Raw genomic sequence first — 15,896 nt, 5'->3', positions numbered from 1 at the left:
AGGAGCAGGAGGCGGATAGAGGGAAAGGGGCGTGCCGACAGACGGGGGGGGGGGGGGGGGGGGGGGGGGGGAGAGAACCCTCCCCCCCCCCCCCCCCCCCCCCCACCGGTCAGGGGTAGCTGACGAGGTCGGCCACGTTGCCGGCCGAGTTCGAGGGTCCTCCCGTGTTGTTGACGACGTGGCTGATGGTGCCGGTGCCGCCGAGGGACACGGTCACCATGCTGGTGAAGCGGACGCCGGAGGTGTTCGGTGCCTCGATGGCGTGCGCGGCGGTGACGGAGGGGTTGACGTTGAAGTAGCAGTAGCTGCCGAGGCCGTAGGCCTGATGGCCGGTGACCGAGTCGGCGACCTTGTAGGCGGCGTAGCCCTGGGTGGAGCCGTTCATCCAGGCCGCCTGGTTCGGCGGGTCGTACGGCATCTCGTTCTGGAAGAAGTAGGTGCGGCCGCCGTTGCCGTTCCAGAGCACCTGGTACTTCTGGAAGTGCTCGACGAACAGCCCGTACATGGTCACGTCGTCGCCGTTGACCACGAGCCCGGTGTCGGCGGTGTTGCTGGTCCAGCCGACGCCGCTGCCGTGGTCGGCGCGCCAGATCCACATGTGGTCGCCGATGACGTTGTCACTGTTGACGACGATGCTGGTGGCGGCCTTGCCGACGCCCGCGCCGCCGACGCGGACGTAGACGTCGTGCAGGGAGGTCGGGTCGGCCGCGTGGGAGGCGGCGGAGCCGGTCGGCCCGACCTCGAGCAGGGTCTTCGAGCTGGTGGTGCCGGCGTCGAAGAGCAGGCCCGCGATCTTCACGCCGTCGACGTCGGCGACGGTCATCGCGGTGATGCCGTTGTCCGGGACGAAGGTGGCGAGACCGAGGCCGAGGACGACGGTGTCGGGGCGGGTCACCTTCAGGGTCTGGTCCAGGTGGTAGACGCCCGGTGTGACCAGGAGGTTCTTGCCCGCGGCGAGCGCGGAGTCGATCTGCGACGCGGTCGCGCCCGGTTTGACCACGTAGAAGCTGTCCAGGGACAGCGAGCTGCCCGCCGGGCTGCCGCCGGCCCAGCTGGTCGCGGTGGAGCTGGACCGCACCGACGGCACGAACACCTGGTAGGCGCCGTTGCCGTCGACGTACAGGAACGGCTTCTCCCGGCTGACCGGGCTCTGCGCGACCGTCGTGTAGGGGGGCTTGGGGAAGCTGGTGGAGGGTACGCCCTGGCTGCCGACGAAGACCATGTTCCAGTTGGCTCCGGTCCAGCTGCCCAGCTGGGAGTTCCGGGTCAGCCACTGTTGCTGGGTGCCGGAGTCGACCTGCCCGTCGACCTTGCTGTCGGCGAGGTAGCCGCCGCTGGACCAGCCGCCGTCGTCCAGGGCCAGGTTGCCCCGCAGGTGCATCCGCCGGTACGGCGCCGCCTGCGAGACCGCCCAGCGGTCGCTGCCGCCGGTGGGGTTGACCGACAGGTTCTCGGCGCCGCGCCAGAAGTTCTGGGTGGCGTTGCCCTGGAACCAGTCCGCCTCCGCGTGCACCGCCCCGTTGAGGGAGACGGCGTCCGGGGTACGGCCGAGGCCCAGCACCTGGGTGTAGAAGCCGACGTTGACGTCCGCGCTGTAGGCGCCGGGCTTGAACAGCACGGCATAGCGCTGGGAGCCGAACTGGTTGGTCTCCTGCTGCTTGAAGATGGTGTCCAGCTTGCTCTGGATGGCCGAGGACGACATCGACGGGTCGAAGACGACGACGTTCGGGCCGAGGTCGGGGTTGCCGGCGGACTGGGTCACCGGGACCACCTGGAAGCGCTGGGCGGCGGTGCCGTTGCACGTGTACTGCACGAACTGCACGCTGTCCGCGAGCGAGGCGCCCGGATCGTCCAGGCACTTGCCGCTGCCGCGGTTGACGAGGTGGAAGGCGCCGCCGCCGTCGTCCACGGGCAGCCACTGCTGGTTGGCGCCGCCTCCGTAACTCCACAGGTGCACCTGGGCGTTGTCGGCGGTGGAGACGTCGGCGACGTCCACGACCTGGCCCGTGTCGTTGCCGTTGCCGATGCGGACGTAGCCGTCGCCGGTCGCGGTGAAGCTCCACTGCTGTGCGGTGGTGCCGTTGCAGGTGTACTGCTGCACGACGGTTCCGTTGGCGGTGCCGGCCGCCTTGGCGTCCAGGCACTTGCCGCTCGCGGCGTTCAGCACGGTGGCGAGGCCGGTGGGCAGGGCGGCGGCCGCGGAGGTCGCGGCGTGCGCGGGTGCCGCGGTGAGCAGGGACGCGGCGGCGACGGCGACCAGCGCGCCGGCCGTCGGTCTGCGACGGCGGGTGAGGGGAAGCACGGGTTCTCCTAGCGGACGGGGATCAGCCGGTGTAGCCGGCGAAGACGCGGGTGTAGTCCCAGGCGGACTGGGAGACGCCGGAGCAGCTGTCGGCGGGGCCGCCGGTGCACGGACGGTCGCGGTTGGCGGACCAGAAGGTGAGCCGGGCGAGGTGGTGCTGCTGGGCGTAGGCCAGGATGGTCCGGAAGTCGCTCACCGTGACGGTCTCGTTGTTGTCGGTGATGCCGTTCATGGACGAGATGCCCATGTCCCGGTAGGCCTGGTCGTCGCTGTAGTGGTAGGCGTTCTTCAGCGCGTTCTTGAGGCCTTCGGCGGCCTGCGTGGTCAGGTTGCCCATGTTCTGTCCGGCGCCACCGAAGTCGAACGGCATGATCGCCCAGGCGTCCACGGTCAGCCCGGAGGCGGCGGCCCGGTTGATGAGGCTGGTGTCGGGGCCGCTCTGCCCGGTGCCGATGGTGATGTAGACCTTCAGACCGGGGTTGGCGGCCTTCACGGTCTTGAGGGCGTCCACGGTGCGCTGCTGCACGGTGGGGTTGCTGTAGGCGTCGGCCTCGATGTCGATGTCGATCGCCTTCAGGCCGTAGGCGTTGATCACCTTCTGGTAGGCGGCGGCGAGTTCGCCCGGGCTGGAGCAGGAGCTCTCCAGCTTGTTGCCGCTGTAGCCGCCGAACGACGGGATCACGTCACCGCCGTTCGCCCGCACGGTGGTGACGGTCTGCTGGTCGGCTCCGCCGGTCAGCGGGCGGCTGCCGTCCCACTGGGGGTTGCAGTAGCCGTTGCTGAGCACGAAGGCGAGCGTGAACCACTTCACGCCGGTGGCCTGGGTGATCGTGCTCGGGTTCGGCGGGCTGCCCCAGCCGTTGTAGAGGTACGGTGCCACGGCCATCGGCGCGGACGGGGCGGTGCCGCCGTCCGCCGCGGGCGCGTTCCACTTCTGGTTGGCGCCGCCGCTGCAGCTCCAGATCTGGGCGCGGGTGCCGTTGGCCGAGGAGTTGCCGGTGGCGTCCAGGCACTTGTCGGCCTGCGGGTTGACGATGTCGTGGGCGGCGGTGACGGTCCATCTCTGGTTCGCGCCGCCGGTGCAGGACCACAGCTGGACCTTGGCGCCGTCGGCGGTCGAGTTCCCGGTGACGTCGAGGCACTTGCCGAGGGCACGGACGGTGCCGTCGCTGCCGACCGTCCACTGCTGGGCGGCGGTGCCGTTGCAGTCGTAGAGCTGAACGGCCGTGCCGTCGGCGGAACCCCCGCCGGCGACGTCGAGACACTTGCCGGCGAGACCGGTGATGGTGCCGGTGGCGGCCTGGGCCGGGGCCGCGGTGAGCAGGCCGGTGGCGAGGGACAGGGCGGCGAGCGAGACAGCTACGGGGAGTGGTCTGGCCATGTGCGGGGGCGGCCTTTCGCGTGGGGGGAGGTGCCCCGGCGCACGCTCAACACACCTGTGACAGCTGGGCGTTGAGAGCATCCGGAGTCTTTGTTTAAGGCGTGAAGTTAAAGGTCCGGACCACTGGAGTCAAGAGGGTGCGCAGCAAGGGGTGGGCGGCGGCCGGAACACGGCCCGGCAGCAGCCCACCCCAGGCCTCCGGATCAGACCGCGGTCACCTCGTCGTCCCGCCGGGCGAACTGCGTGCGGTGCAGCTCCGCGTACCGGCCGCCCGCCGCGAGGAGTTCGCCGTGCGTGCCCCGCTCCACGATCCGGCCGGCCTCGACGACCAGGATCTGGTCGGCGGCCCGGACGGTGGACAGACGGTGGGCGATCACCACGGCGGTGCGGCCCTCCAGGGCCTCGGTGAGCGCCTCCTGGACGGCCGCCTCGGAGGTGTTGTCCAGGTGTGCGGTGGCCTCGTCGAGGATGACCACGCGCTGGCGGGCCAGCAGCAGCCGGGCGATGGTCATGCGCTGGCGCTCACCGCCGGAGAGCCGGTAGCCGCGCTCGCCCACGACCGTGTCCAGACCGTCGGGCAGGGACCGTACGACGTCGGCCAGGCGGGCGCGGCCGAGGGCGTCCCACAGCTCCTCGTCCGAGGCGGCCGGCCGGGCCAGCAGCAGGTTGGCGCGGACGGAGTCGTGGAAGAGGTGGCCGTCCTGGGTGACCATGCCGAGGGTGCCCCGCAGGGAGGCCGCGGTCAGGTCCCGGACGTCGGTCCCGCCGATGCGCACGGCCCCGGCGTCGACGTCGTACAGACGCGGCAGCAGCTGGGCGATGGTGGACTTGCCGGCGCCGGAGGAGCCGACGAGGGCGACGGTCTGGCCGGGTTCGGCGCGGAACGAGATGCCGTGCAGGACTTCGGCGCCGCCGCGGGTGTCGAGCGCGGCCACCTCCTCCAGGGAGGCGAGGGAGACCCGGTCGGCGGACGGGTAGGAGAAGGTGACGTCCTCGAACTCGACCGCGACCGGACCCTCGGGCACTTCGGCGGCGTCCGGCTTCTCCTCGATGAGCGGCTTCAGGTCGAGCACCTCGAAGACCCGCTCGAAGCTGACCAGGGCGCTCATCACCTCCACGCGGGCTCCGGCGAGCGCGGTGAGCGGGGCGTAGAGCCGGGTCAGCAGCAGGGCGAGGGAGACGACCGCACCCGCCTCCAGGGTGCCGCGCAGCGCGAACCAGCCGCCGAGGCCGTAGACGAGGGCCAGGGCGAGGGCGGAGACGAGGGTGAGGGCGGTGATGAACACCGACTGGGCGGTCGCCGTGCGCACGCCGATGTCACGCACCCGGCGGGCGCGGTCCGCGAACTCGGCCGACTCCTCCTCCGGGCGGCCGAACAGCTTGACGAGGGTGGCGCCGGGCGCGGAGAAGCGCTCGGTCATCCGGGTGCCCATGGCCGCGTTCAGCTCCGCCGCCTCCCGCTGCATCCGGGCCATCCGGCTGCCCATGCGGCGGGCCGGCAGCACGAACACCGGCAGCAGCAGCAGCGCGAGCAGGGTGATCTGCCAGGACAGGGTGAGCATGACGGCGAGGGTGAGCACCAGGGTCACCAGATTGGTCACCACACCCGACAAGGTGTTGGCGAACGCCCGCTGGGCGCCGATCACGTCGTTGTTGAGACGGCTGACCAGCGCGCCCGTACGGGTACGTGTGAAGAACGCGACGGGCATGCGCTGCACATGATCGAACACTGCCGTGCGCAGGTCGAGGATGAGTCCCTCCCCGAGCGTCGCCGACAGGCGCCGGCCGAGGATGCCGAGCCCCGCCTCCGCGAGGGCGACGAGCGCGATGAGCAGCGAGAGCCGGACGACCTTCGCGGAGTCGTGACCCGCCACGATCGTGTCGACGACACGGCCGGCGAGCACGGGCGTGGCGACGGCGAGCAGTGCGGTCACCACCCCGAGCAGCACGAAACGGACGATGCCCGCGCGGTGCGGGCGGGCGAAGGCGGCGATACGGCGCAACGTGGCGCGGGCGAGGGGGCGGCGTTCCTGCTGCGCGGTCATCACGCTGTGCAGCTGCGTCCAGGCGGTGGTCTCCATGCTCATGGGAGAGAACGTAGGACCTCAAGCTACGTTGAGGTCAATGTCCACGCCATTTCACCCCCGCCCACGTCCTCTTCGTCCGCTACGTCCTCGCACACGAAGGCCCCCATGACCCTCCCCGCTCATCCGCTGCCCGTCCGTAAGCCGCCGTCCCCGCGTCGGCCACCCGCCGTTGGCACGGCACGGAAAACCTCTCCCGATGTGACAGCGGTACGACTCCCCGACCTCCGTGAGGGACGCCTCCCCCGGCTCGCCCGGCGCGTCCCCGTCCGGCAGATCCTGTGCCTGCTCCCGCTCCTGCTCGTCGCCGTCGTCGCGGTGCGGCACCGGTCGGTGCTCGCCGAGGGCTTCGGACAGCTGCGGACCGCCTCGTGGCCCTGGCTGCTGGCGGCGGCCGGCGCCACCTGCCTGACCTGGGTGGCCGCGGCCGTCACCCGGCAGGGCGCCGTCGTCCAGCGGCTGCCCCGGTGGCGGCTGCTGGCGACGCAGTTCGCGGCGGGCTCGGCCAACCACCTGCTGCCGACGGGTCTGGGCGCGGGCGCGGTCAACCTGCGGTTCATGAGCGTGTGCGGGGTGCCGCTGGCCCGCTCCTCCGCGGCTCTGGCGCTGTATCTGCTCGCCGAGTCGGTCGGCCGGCTGAGCCTGCTGGCCGCGCTGCTGCTCGCCTTCCCCGACGCGCTGCGCCTGGGCACCCTGCTGCCCGACGGGGCCGGCGGCCCGGTGCTGGCCGTCGCGGGCGCGGTGCTCGCGGTGGCGGTGGCCGCGCTGGCCCTCGTACGACGCCTGCGAGCGCCCGTGCTCGGCTTCGTCCGCACCGCCCTGGGCGAGGCCCGCTCGGTGCACACGCGTCCGGCCCGGGCGCTCGCGCTCTGGGGCGGCTCGTTCGCCTTCCCCGCGCTCCAGGCGGCCGGGCTCGTGGCGGTGGGACAGGCGCTGGGCCTGCCGGTGCCGCCCGCCCACATGGCGCTCGCGTACCTGGCCGCGACGGTCGCGGTGGCCCTGGTGCCCACACCGGGCGGGATCGGCTCGGTCGAGGCGGCGCTGATCGTGGCGCTGGTGGCGGCGGGCGGCCCGGTGGCGGTGGCCACGGCGGTGGTGCTCGCCTACCGCATCATCACCGTCTGGGTCCCGCTGCTGCCGGGGGCGTTGACGCTGGGGGCACTGGTGCGGCTGAAGGTCATCTGAGGCAGAGTGGCCCTCCGATTCGCCCCCTCAGAAGGAGCACCCACCGTGCCGGTCCGTGTGGAGCACAAGGAACACGTCACCACGATCGTCCTGTCCCGCCCCGAGGTCCGCAACGCGGTGGACGGTCCCACGGCCGCCGAACTCGCCGCCGCCTTCCGGACGTTCGAGGCCGACGTGAATGCGCGGGTGGCGGTGCTGTGGGGCGAGGGGGGCACGTTCTGCGCGGGTGCCGATCTGAAGGCGATGGGCGGCGAGCGCGGCAACCGGGTCGCCGAGGAGGGTGACGGCCCGATGGGCCCGACCCGGATGCGGCTGTCCAAGCCGGTGATCGCCGCCGTCGCGGGGCACGCCGTGGCGGGCGGCCTCGAACTGGCCCTGTGGTGCGACCTCCGGGTCGCCGAGGAGGACGCCGTGTTCGGGGTGTTCTGCCGCCGCTGGGGCGTACCGCTGATCGACGGCGGCACGGTACGGCTGCCCCGGCTGATCGGCGCCGGCCGGGCCATGGACATGATTCTCACCGGCCGCCCGGTCCCGGCCCGCGAGGCCTACGACATCGGCCTCGCCAACCGTCTCGTCCCGACCGGCCGCGCCCGCGCGGAGGCCGAGGAGCTGGCGGCCCGGATCGCCCGCTTCCCGCAGGCCTGCCTGCGCGGCGACCGGGCCTCGGCGCTGGACCAGGAAGGTATGGACGAGCAGAGCGCCCTGCGGGGCGAGCTGCGATACGGCATGGGTGTCCTCGCGGAGGGTCTGGAGGGAGCGGCACGCTTCGCCGGGGGTGCGGGACGGCACGGGTCCTACACGGACCTGTGAGCAGCGGTCCTGCACGGGCCCGTGAGCGCCGGTCCTACGCGGGCCCGTGAGCGCCGGTCCTACGCGGGCCCGTGAGCGCCGGTCCTACGCGGGCCCGTGAGCGCCGGTCCTACGCGGACCGGTAAGCACGGGGTCTGGAGGAACCGGCGAGCACAGGGCCTGGAGGAACCGGCGAACACACGGCCTAGACGGACCCGTGCGCCGGCCATTCCTCTCCCGACAGCCACTCCAGCACCGCACCGCCCGCTTCCGCGCCGGCCCAGGTCGCCGCCCTGGCCCGCTGGCCGGGGTGCAGTACGGCGCCGACGGCGAAGACGCCCGGCCGCGAGGTGTGCGGGCTTGCGTCCAGTGTGATGCCGGCCCGGCGCGCGAGTTCGTTCTCGGGGACGAAGTCGCCGGTGAAGACGACCGTGTCGCAGGGCAGCGTGGCCGTACGGCCGTCGCGGTGCCGTACGCGGACGCCGGACAGGCGTCCGTGGCCGAGGAGTTCGGTGACCGTGGTGTCCGTGAGGAGCGGGACGCGGTGGCCGAGGCGGGCCGACTGGGCGCGCAGCAGCGGTGCCTGGGCGCGAGGCTGTTCGGTCAGCAGGGCCACGACCGCCACACCGGCCGTGCGCAGGGTGTCGGCCGCCGAGTAGGAGACCCGCTCCGCGCCGACCACCACCGCGCGGGTGCCGATCGGCTGCCCGAACAGGTGCACCGCCTGCTGGAGTTCACCGCCGGTGTAGACACCGGCGGGCCGGGTGCCGGGCACCAGCCGGGCCGCGCGGGGACGTTCACGGGAGCCGGTGGCGAGGACGACGGCCTCGGCCTCGATCGTCTCCGGTCCCCGGGGGCCGACCGTCGTGAGCGTGCGCGGGCCCGCCCAGTCCAGGACCGTCACGCCGGTCCGCAGCACGGCCCCGGTGTGTGCGGCACCCTCGGCGAGCAGCCGGGCGTACTGCGGTCCGGTCAGCCGCCGCACCCAGGTGCCGAAGCCGCCGTGGGCGCAGTGCCGGGGCACTCCCCCGGCCTGTGCCTCCCGCTCCAGCACCTCGACCCGGCCGGCACCGGCGGCGGCCAGCCGGGCCGCGGCCGCGAGTCCGGCGGGACCGGCGCCGACGACCAGGACGTCGACCCTGCGGTGGGCGGTCATGTGCGTGCCACCTCGAACAACTGCCGTACCGCCGCCCCGCAGTAGAAGCCCTGGCAGCGACCCGCCCGGGCCCGGGTGCGGCGGCGCAGACCGTCCAGGGTACGCGGCGGGATCGTACTCGCGAGCGCGTCACGGATCTCGCCGCGGGAGACGCGCTCGCAGTGGCAGACGAGGGTGCCGTACTCCGGGTCGGCGGCGATGAGTTCGGGCCGCTGGTAGGGGCGCGGGAAGGCCTCGCCGAGGTTGGGCATGCGGACCGGGTCGAGGTCGCGGGCCGGTCCGGCGTCGAGCCCGGTCCCGGTCAGCAGGCCGACGACGTGGGCGGCGATCGCCAGGGACGCGGTCAGGCCGGTGGAACGGATGCCGCCGACGGTGACGTACGCCTGCCCGGGGTGGGCGTTGATGCGGTAGTCCTCGTGCTCGGTGGCCGCGCGCAGCCCGGCGTAGACGGCGCTGGCCTCCTCCCGCAGCAGCGCGGGCAGGATGCGGCCGCCCTGCTCCCGCAGCAGCGCGAGGCCTTCGGCGGTGGAGCCGGTGGCCCGCTTGTCGTCCAGGTCCTCGGCGGTGGGGCCGAGCAGGACGTTGCCGTAGACGGTGGGGGCGACCAGGACGCCCTTGCCGAGGGCGGTCGGGACGGGGAGGAGGATGTGCCGGACCAGGGGGCGGGCGAGCTTGTCGTGGACGATGAGCTGGCCGCGGCGCGGGGTGACGGTGAAGTCGTCGTGGCCGAGCGCCCGGTCGAGGGTGTCGGCGTGCAGTCCGGCCGCGTTGACCAGCTGGCGGGCGCGCAGGGCGCCTCTGGAGGTGGTCAGCAGATGCCCTCCGGCGTCCCGGCTCACCTGCTCCACACGGGTGTTCAGGTGCAGCTCGACACCGGCTCGGACCGCCTGGGTGGCGTACGCCAGGGTCGTCGTCCACGGGCAGATGACGCTCTCGCCGGGCACATGCAGGGCGCCGAGCGCGCCGGGGCCGAGGTGCGGTTCGCGGGTGTACAGCTCGTCGGCGCCGAGGAGTCGGGTGTGCGGGTAGTCGTTGCGCTCGGCCTTCTCGGCGAGGCGGGGCAGGGCGGCGAGCTGTTCCTCGTCCCAGGCCACGAGCAGGGCGCCGACCTCTTCGAAGGGGATGCCGCACTCGGCGGCGTACGCGGCCAGCCGCTGGTGGCCCTCGCGGACCAGCCGGGCCTCCAGGGTGCCCGGGGTCGCGTCGAAACCGGTGTGCAGGATCGCGGTGTTGGCCTTGGAGGTGCCCTGGCCGACGTCGTCCTGCGCCTCGACCAGCGCGATGCGCAGCCGGGGGTGGCGGGCGAGTTCGCGGGCGACGGCGCAGCCGACGACTCCGGCGCCGACGACCGCGACGTCGTACGTGTGCCCGGGCAGCGGCCCCTGCGCGGTGACCGTCATGAGTCGAGCAGGGCGGCGACCGCGCTGCGGAAGCCGGCCAGGCGTTCGGCGGCCCGGTCGGCCGGGATGCGGGGCTCGTACACGGTGGCGGGCTTCCAGTCGGGCAGGGCGTCTTCCACGCTCAGCGCAGGGTCCGCGCCGAGCCGGGCGAGGGTGGCGGCGCCGAGTGCGGTGGCGTCGTGCAGCGCGGAGACCTCGACGGGGCGTTGCAGCAGGTCGGCCTGGGTCTGCATGAGGAGGGCGGAGCGGGTCAGGCCGCCGTCGACGCGCAGCGCGTCGAGCGGGGCACCGAGGTCGGCCGCGGCGGCCTCCGCCAGCTCGACGACCTGGGCCGCCAGTCCCTCGCACAGAGCGCGCACCAGGTGTCCGGGGCCGGTGTCGAGGCCGAGTCCGGTCAGGGAGCCGCGCAGGTCGCCGCGCCACCAGGGGGCGGCCAGCCCGGCGAGGGCGGGGACGAAGGTGACGCCGCCGCTGTCGGGGACGGCGCCGCCGACCGGGTCGAGGTCGGCGGCCGAGGAGATGACGCCGAGGTCGGTGAGCCAGCGCACGGCGGAGGCGGCCGTGTAGACCTGTCCGTCGAGGCAGTAGCCGGTGTCTTCGGCGAGCCGCCAGGCGACGCAGCTGACCAGGCCGGAGGTGCCGCGCCGCGGGGTGCCGCCGGTGTGTGCGAGCAGGAACGCCCCGGTGCCGTAGGTGCACTTGGCGGCGCCGGGGCCGGTGATCCGCTGGGCGAGCAGGGCCGCCTGCTGGTCGACGGCGAGTCCGGTGAGCGGGATCTCGGGGCCGAACGCGCTGGTGGTGCCGACGGGTTGCGCGTTGTCGACCACCTGCGGAAGCCGTTCGTCCGACAGCCCGTACGCATCCAGCGCCCGTGGCGACCACTGGACACGGTCGAGATCGAGCAGCTGGGTGCGGCCGGCGGTGGCCGCGTCGGTGACGAAGGCGCCGGTGAGGCGGTGGACCAGCCAGGCGTCGGAGGTGGTGACGACGCCCTCGCGGGTGAGATGGCGGCGGATCCAGGCCATCTTGGGTGCGGCGAAGTACGGGTCGAGGGGCAGGCCGGTCAGCTGCCGCAGTTCCTCGGCGTGCTCGGCGAGTCCGGCGCAGACGGTCTCGGCGCGCCGGTCCTGCCAGACGAGGGCGTCGGTCAGCGGGCGGCCGGTCACCGGGTCCCAGGCGAGGACGGTCTCGCCCTGGTTGGCCAGGCCCATCGCCACGACGTCCTCGCCCGCCTCGGCGAGTGCGCGGTGACCGGCGTCGAGGACCGAGGCGTACAGCCCGGCCGGATCCACCTCGACCAGGCCGCCGGGCAGGTGCTGGGGCGTCACATCGGCGAACCCGGCGCCGAGGACCCCGCGTTCGGGGCAGACCACCAGCGCCTTGGTGCCGGACGTGCCCTGGTCGACGGCGAGCACCGGCCCCGTCATCGCATCCTCCCGCACGCCCCTTCGAAGATCGGCGCGAACAGCCTGCCGTCGGGCCGTGTCCGGCGTCAAGCCGGGCCGGTTCTCGGCCAACTGCCATTGCAGGTAGTTGAGTTGGCAACAATGGCAAGGCGGAAGTGACACCCCTATAGTGACCGCCGACCCGCAGGAGGCGCTCGACCACCGCCCAGAGGAGGGCTGTTGCTACCGCACCCCGCCACCCCGCCCGTCCGCTCGCGGACCGGGGCGGGTGGCTGATGGCCAGAGAAGGAGCACGCCCCTCCTACGACCCCGCCGGCCACGACGGGGCCTTACGCACCGCCCTCCAGGATCTGCGCACGGGGCGCTGGATGGCGATGCGCGCACTGCTCGCGGACACCACGAGCTGGGGGCAGTGGACCCAGCGCACCCAGGTCCTCGCGACCGCCGCGGCCGGTACCGACGTGGTGCGGGCCTGGCTCACGGAGGAGCCGCACAGCGTGCCGGCCACGGTGATGCACGCCCGGGTCGGCGTGGAGCGGGCCCTCAGGGCACAGCGCGAGGGACACCGCCGTACGCACGAGTTGTGGATCGAGGCGTGGGACGCCGCGCAGTCCGCCACCCAGACCGCCCCCCACGACCCCGTGCCCTGGGTCTGTCTGCTGGCGCTGGCCCAGCTGGATCCGGAGCAGCGCTGGGACGAGCACCGGGCGCCGCCGCCGGAGCCGATGCTGCCGCCGGGCCCATGGGGGCTGCTGGCCGAGGCCGGCAAGCGTGACCCGCACAACCGCGAGGCCCACCACCGGATGCTGCAGTTCCTGTACACGATCGGTTCCTCGGGCCGGCTCGCCGAGGCCGCGGGCTACGCCCAGTGGGCGGCCGGTTCGGCGCCGCCCGGCTCCGCGCTGCACCTGCTGCCGCTGTACGTCCGGGTCGAGCGCTACCGGCGCTCCAGCGGCCACGACGCGGCGCTCGACCTGCACTGGGTGGCGGAGGACGCGACCCGCGAGGCGCGGCGCGCCCTGCACTCCTGGTTCGAGCAGACCCCCCGGGCCGAACGCTCGCTGCTGGACCTCAACCATCTGGCGCACGCCCTGTGGGGTGCCCATCAGTTCCCGGACGCGGCCCGGGTGTTCGACGCGATCGGTCCGTACGTCACGCCGCCGCCGTGGATGTACCGCACCCCGGACCGGGGCCGTGCCGTGGAGGTCTTCCTGCAGGCCAGGGACCGCTGCCGCGCGGCCGTCGAGGGCGCCTGACGCCCGTTCTCCTTCCTCACCCCCGGAGGTTCAGCATGTCCCCCGATCCATCGCCCACGCCCGCCCGGCCGCAGCACGACGAGGAGCGGCGGCTGCGCGAGCTGGGCTACCGCCCGGTGCTGGCCCGCCGCATGGGCGGCTTCGGCAACTTCGCGATCAGCTTCTCGGTGATCTCGATCCTGTCCGGCTGCATGACCCTGTACGGCTTCGGTCTGGGCACCGGCGGGCCCGCCGTGATGCTGTGGGGCTGGGCGGGTGTCGGCCTGTTCGTGCTGTGCGTGGGCCTCGCGCTCGCCGAGGTCACCAGCGCCTATCCGACCTCCGGTGCCCTGTACTACATGGCCGACCGGCTCGGCGGCCGGCGCTGGGGCTGGTACACGGGCTGGCTGAATCTGCTCGGTCTGCTCGGCGCGATCGCCGGAATCGACTACGGCGCCGCCCTGTTCACCGGGGCCTTCGCCAACCTCCAGTGGGGCTTCGAGCCGACACCGGGCAGAACCATGCTGATCTTCTGCGCGATCCTGCTGCTGCACGCCGTGCTGAACCTGTTCGGTGTCCGCCTGGTCAGCCTGCTCAACTCGGTCAGCGTCTGGTGGCACCTGGCCGGTGTCGCGCTCATCGTCGGGGCGCTGGCGATCGTCCCGGACCACCACCAGTCGCCGTCCTTCGTGTTCACCAAGTTCGTCAACGACACCGGCTGGTCGAACCCGCTCTATGTGGCCGCGATCGGCCTGCTGCTCGCCCAGTACACGTTCTCCGGGTACGACGCCTCCGCCCACCTCTCCGAGGAGACCTCCAACGCCTCGGTGTCCGCGGCGAAGGGCATCGTCCGGTCCATCTGGGTGTCGTGGATCGCGGGCTTCGTGCTGCTCGCCGGCCTGACCTTCGCCATCCAGGACTACGACGCCACGCGCACCACCGACACCGGTGTGCCGCCCGCGCAGATCCTGCTCGACGGGCTCGGCACCGACGGCGCGAGCGCGCTGCTGCTCGTCGTGATCGTCGCCCAGCTGTTCTGCGGGAACGCCGAGGTCGCCGCGGCCAGCCGCATGGTGTTCGCGTTCAGCCGGGACGGTGCCATGCCGGGTTCGCACCTGTGGCGCAAGGTGAGCAGCCGCACCCAGACCCCGGTCGCGGCCGTGTGGCTGTCGGTGATCGTCGCGGGCGTCCTGGCCCTGCCGTCCCTGTACTCGGCGACGGCGTACGGCGCGGTCACCGCCATCAACGTCATCGGCATCACCCCCGCCTACGCCATCCCCATCCTGCTCCGGCTGCGCGCGGGCGATCGTTTCCAGCCGGGTCCGTGGCACCTGGGCCGGTGGAGCAGGCCGGTCGGCTGGATCGCCGTGGTGTGGGTGGCCTGTGTGACGGTCCTGTTCTGCCTGCCGCAGTCCTCGCCGGTCACCGTCGACACCATGAACTACGCGGCGGTGGCCCTCGCCGTCGTCCTGGCCCTGGCCAGCATCTGGTGGTACGTCGCCCGCCGTTCGTACGGCACGCCCACCACCGCCGCCTACGGCAGCGACCGCGACCAGGCCGAACTCGCCGAGGGCATCGTCTGAGACGTCCACCCGCCGCACCGGTCCTGGTACGAACTGGTGCGCCGGATACGGCAGGATGAACGATCGCGCCGACCGCCGCTGTCCCGGCGGCGGCGCGATCGCACATTCCGGATATCGAGCAGGTGGCAACGTGACGACACTTCACATCAGGCTCTCCGCAGCAGCTTTGCGCCCCGGAGGTGACCGGTGAACCGCGCGCTGACCCTGGACGACCTCGTCCTCGCCGGCATCGCCGTGGCCGCGGGCCTGGTGCTGGCGTTCCTGTCCCGCACGGTGCTGCGCTGGCTGGCCAAGCACGCCAAGCGGACCAAGTGGAGCGGTGACGACGTCATCGTGGACACGCTGCGCTCCGTCGTCCCCTGGGCGGCGATCGTGGGCGGTCTCGCGGCGGCCGCGGCGGTGCTGCCGCTGACCCACACCGTCCAGCACCACACCAACCAGATCCTCCAGGTGTGGCTGATCTTCGTGGTGACCCTGTCCGCGGCCCGGGTCGTGGCGGGTCTGGTCCGCTCGGTCACCCAGTCCCGCTCGGGCGTGGCGGGTTCGGCCACCATCTTCGTCAACATCACCCGGGTCCTGGTCCTGGCGATCGGCTTCCTGGTGGTGCTGCAGACGCTGGGCATCTCCATAGCGCCCCTGCTCACCGCCCTCGGTGTCGGCGGTCTGGCCGTCGCCCTCGCCCTCCAGGACACCCTCGCCAACCTGTTCGCGGGCATCCACATCCTCGCCTCCAAGACCGTCCAGCCGGGCGACTACATCCGGCTGAGCAGCGGCGAGGAGGGATACGTCGTGGACATCAACTGGCGCCAGACGACGGTCCGCCAGCTGTCCAACAACCTGGTGGTCATCCCCAACGGCCAGCTGGCGAAGACCAACATGACCAACTTCACCCGGCCCGAGCAGCAGTTGACGATCCTGGTGCAGGTGGGCGTGAGCTACGACAGCGATCTGGACCACGTCGAGCGGGTCACGACCGAGGTCATCGCCCAGACCATGACCGAGATCACCGGCGCTCTCCCGGACCACGAGCCCGCGATCCGCTTCCACACCTTCGGGGACTCCCGCATCGGCTTCACGGTGATCCTCGGTGTCGGCGAGTTCAGCGACCAGTACCGGATCAAGCACGAGTTCATCAAGCGTCTGCACCGCCGCTACCGCGAGGAGGGCATCCGCATCCCGGCCCCGACCCGGACGGTGGCGCTGCAGCAGGGCGCGGTGGTGATCCCGCAGCAGCGCAGCGGAGAGGACGCGGTGTCGGGTTCGGCCCTGACCGACTAGGGGCGACGGGCGGCCGTGCGGTACGTGGCGGGGGGGGGGGGGGGGGGGGGGGGCCTTCCCAGGGTGGTCGGGAGGTTTCTACGTTTTCTTTCCCGTT

The 15,896-nt window shown here is 72.8% G+C and carries 10 protein-coding genes and 1 pseudogene; 5 read left to right on the top strand and 6 right to left on the bottom strand.

The genetic code is table 11. From position 1 onward, the window contains the following. Positions 1 to 109 precede the first annotated feature (109 nt). From AC07DS_RS28235 to AC07DS_RS28225, 3 genes are all read right to left on the bottom strand, one after another. Positions 110 to 2,302 carry an RICIN domain-containing protein gene (locus tag AC07DS_RS28235; RefSeq protein WP_479149692.1) on the bottom strand — a complete coding sequence of 731 codons (2,193 nt, stop codon included), beginning with the start codon at positions 2,300 to 2,302 and terminating at the stop codon, positions 110 to 112. A 22-nt stretch (positions 2,303 to 2,324) separates the two neighbouring features. After that, complete coding sequence (locus tag AC07DS_RS28230; protein WP_479149690.1) at positions 2,325 to 3,683, bottom strand: lectin; 1,359 nt, start codon at positions 3,681 to 3,683, stop codon at positions 2,325 to 2,327. Between the two features lie 203 nt (positions 3,684 to 3,886). Then, positions 3,887 to 5,764 carry an ABC transporter ATP-binding protein gene (locus AC07DS_RS28225; protein ID WP_479149709.1) on the bottom strand — a complete coding sequence of 626 codons (1,878 nt, stop codon included), beginning with the start codon at positions 5,762 to 5,764 and terminating at the stop codon, positions 3,887 to 3,889. A gap of 204 nt (positions 5,765 to 5,968) precedes the next feature. Here AC07DS_RS28225 and AC07DS_RS28220 point away from each other — a divergent pair, with 204 nt between their 5' ends. Both AC07DS_RS28220 and AC07DS_RS28215 read left to right on the top strand, forming a co-directional pair. Then, positions 5,969 to 6,952, top strand: a complete 984-nt coding sequence (locus AC07DS_RS28220; protein WP_479149688.1) for a lysylphosphatidylglycerol synthase transmembrane domain-containing protein — start codon at positions 5,969 to 5,971, stop codon at positions 6,950 to 6,952. A 45-nt stretch (positions 6,953 to 6,997) separates the two neighbouring features. Beyond that, the gene (locus tag AC07DS_RS28215; protein WP_479149686.1) at positions 6,998 to 7,762 is read left to right on the top strand and encodes a crotonase/enoyl-CoA hydratase family protein; all 765 of its coding nucleotides are present in this window, start codon (positions 6,998 to 7,000) and stop codon (positions 7,760 to 7,762) included. A gap of 202 nt (positions 7,763 to 7,964) precedes the next feature. On the opposite strand, the pseudogene AC07DS_RS28210 reads toward AC07DS_RS28215, so the two are convergent. The 3 genes and pseudogenes from AC07DS_RS28210 to AC07DS_RS28200 all read right to left on the bottom strand — a co-directional run. Next, positions 7,965 to 8,897, bottom strand: a pseudogene (locus AC07DS_RS28210) (NAD(P)/FAD-dependent oxidoreductase); the annotation flags it as partial. Beyond that, the gene (locus tag AC07DS_RS28205; protein WP_479149684.1) at positions 8,894 to 10,297 is read right to left on the bottom strand and encodes an FAD-dependent oxidoreductase; all 1,404 of its coding nucleotides are present in this window, start codon (positions 10,295 to 10,297) and stop codon (positions 8,894 to 8,896) included. The pseudogene AC07DS_RS28210 and the gene AC07DS_RS28205, both read right to left, overlap by 4 nt. Then, entirely contained in the window at positions 10,294 to 11,724 is a 1,431-nt protein-coding gene (locus AC07DS_RS28200; RefSeq protein WP_479149682.1) for an FGGY family carbohydrate kinase, read from the bottom strand. The genes AC07DS_RS28205 and AC07DS_RS28200 overlap by 4 nt, the downstream gene beginning before the upstream one ends. A gap of 254 nt (positions 11,725 to 11,978) precedes the next feature. Here AC07DS_RS28200 and AC07DS_RS28195 point away from each other — a divergent pair, with 254 nt between their 5' ends. The 3 genes from AC07DS_RS28195 to AC07DS_RS28185 all read left to right on the top strand — a co-directional run bounded on the left by AC07DS_RS28195 (position 11,979) and on the right by AC07DS_RS28185 (position 15,799). Next, positions 11,979 to 12,959: a hypothetical protein gene (locus tag AC07DS_RS28195; RefSeq protein WP_479149681.1), complete on the top strand. Its 981-nt coding sequence runs from the start codon at positions 11,979 to 11,981 to the stop codon at positions 12,957 to 12,959. A gap of 35 nt (positions 12,960 to 12,994) precedes the next feature. Next, a complete protein-coding gene (locus tag AC07DS_RS28190) occupies positions 12,995 to 14,521 on the top strand; it encodes an amino acid permease (RefSeq protein ID WP_479149679.1) in 1,527 nt (508 codons plus the stop codon). Positions 14,522 to 14,707: 186 nt separating this feature from the next. Continuing rightward, complete coding sequence (locus AC07DS_RS28185; protein WP_479149678.1) at positions 14,708 to 15,799, top strand: mechanosensitive ion channel family protein; 1,092 nt, start codon at positions 14,708 to 14,710, stop codon at positions 15,797 to 15,799. The last annotated feature ends 97 nt before the right edge of the window (positions 15,800 to 15,896 follow it).

This window comes from Streptomyces sp. NPDC044064 (genome assembly GCF_056434245.1).
Note: the sequence above shows the minus strand (reverse complement) of the source record. Positions and strands in the feature narration are given on the sequence as shown.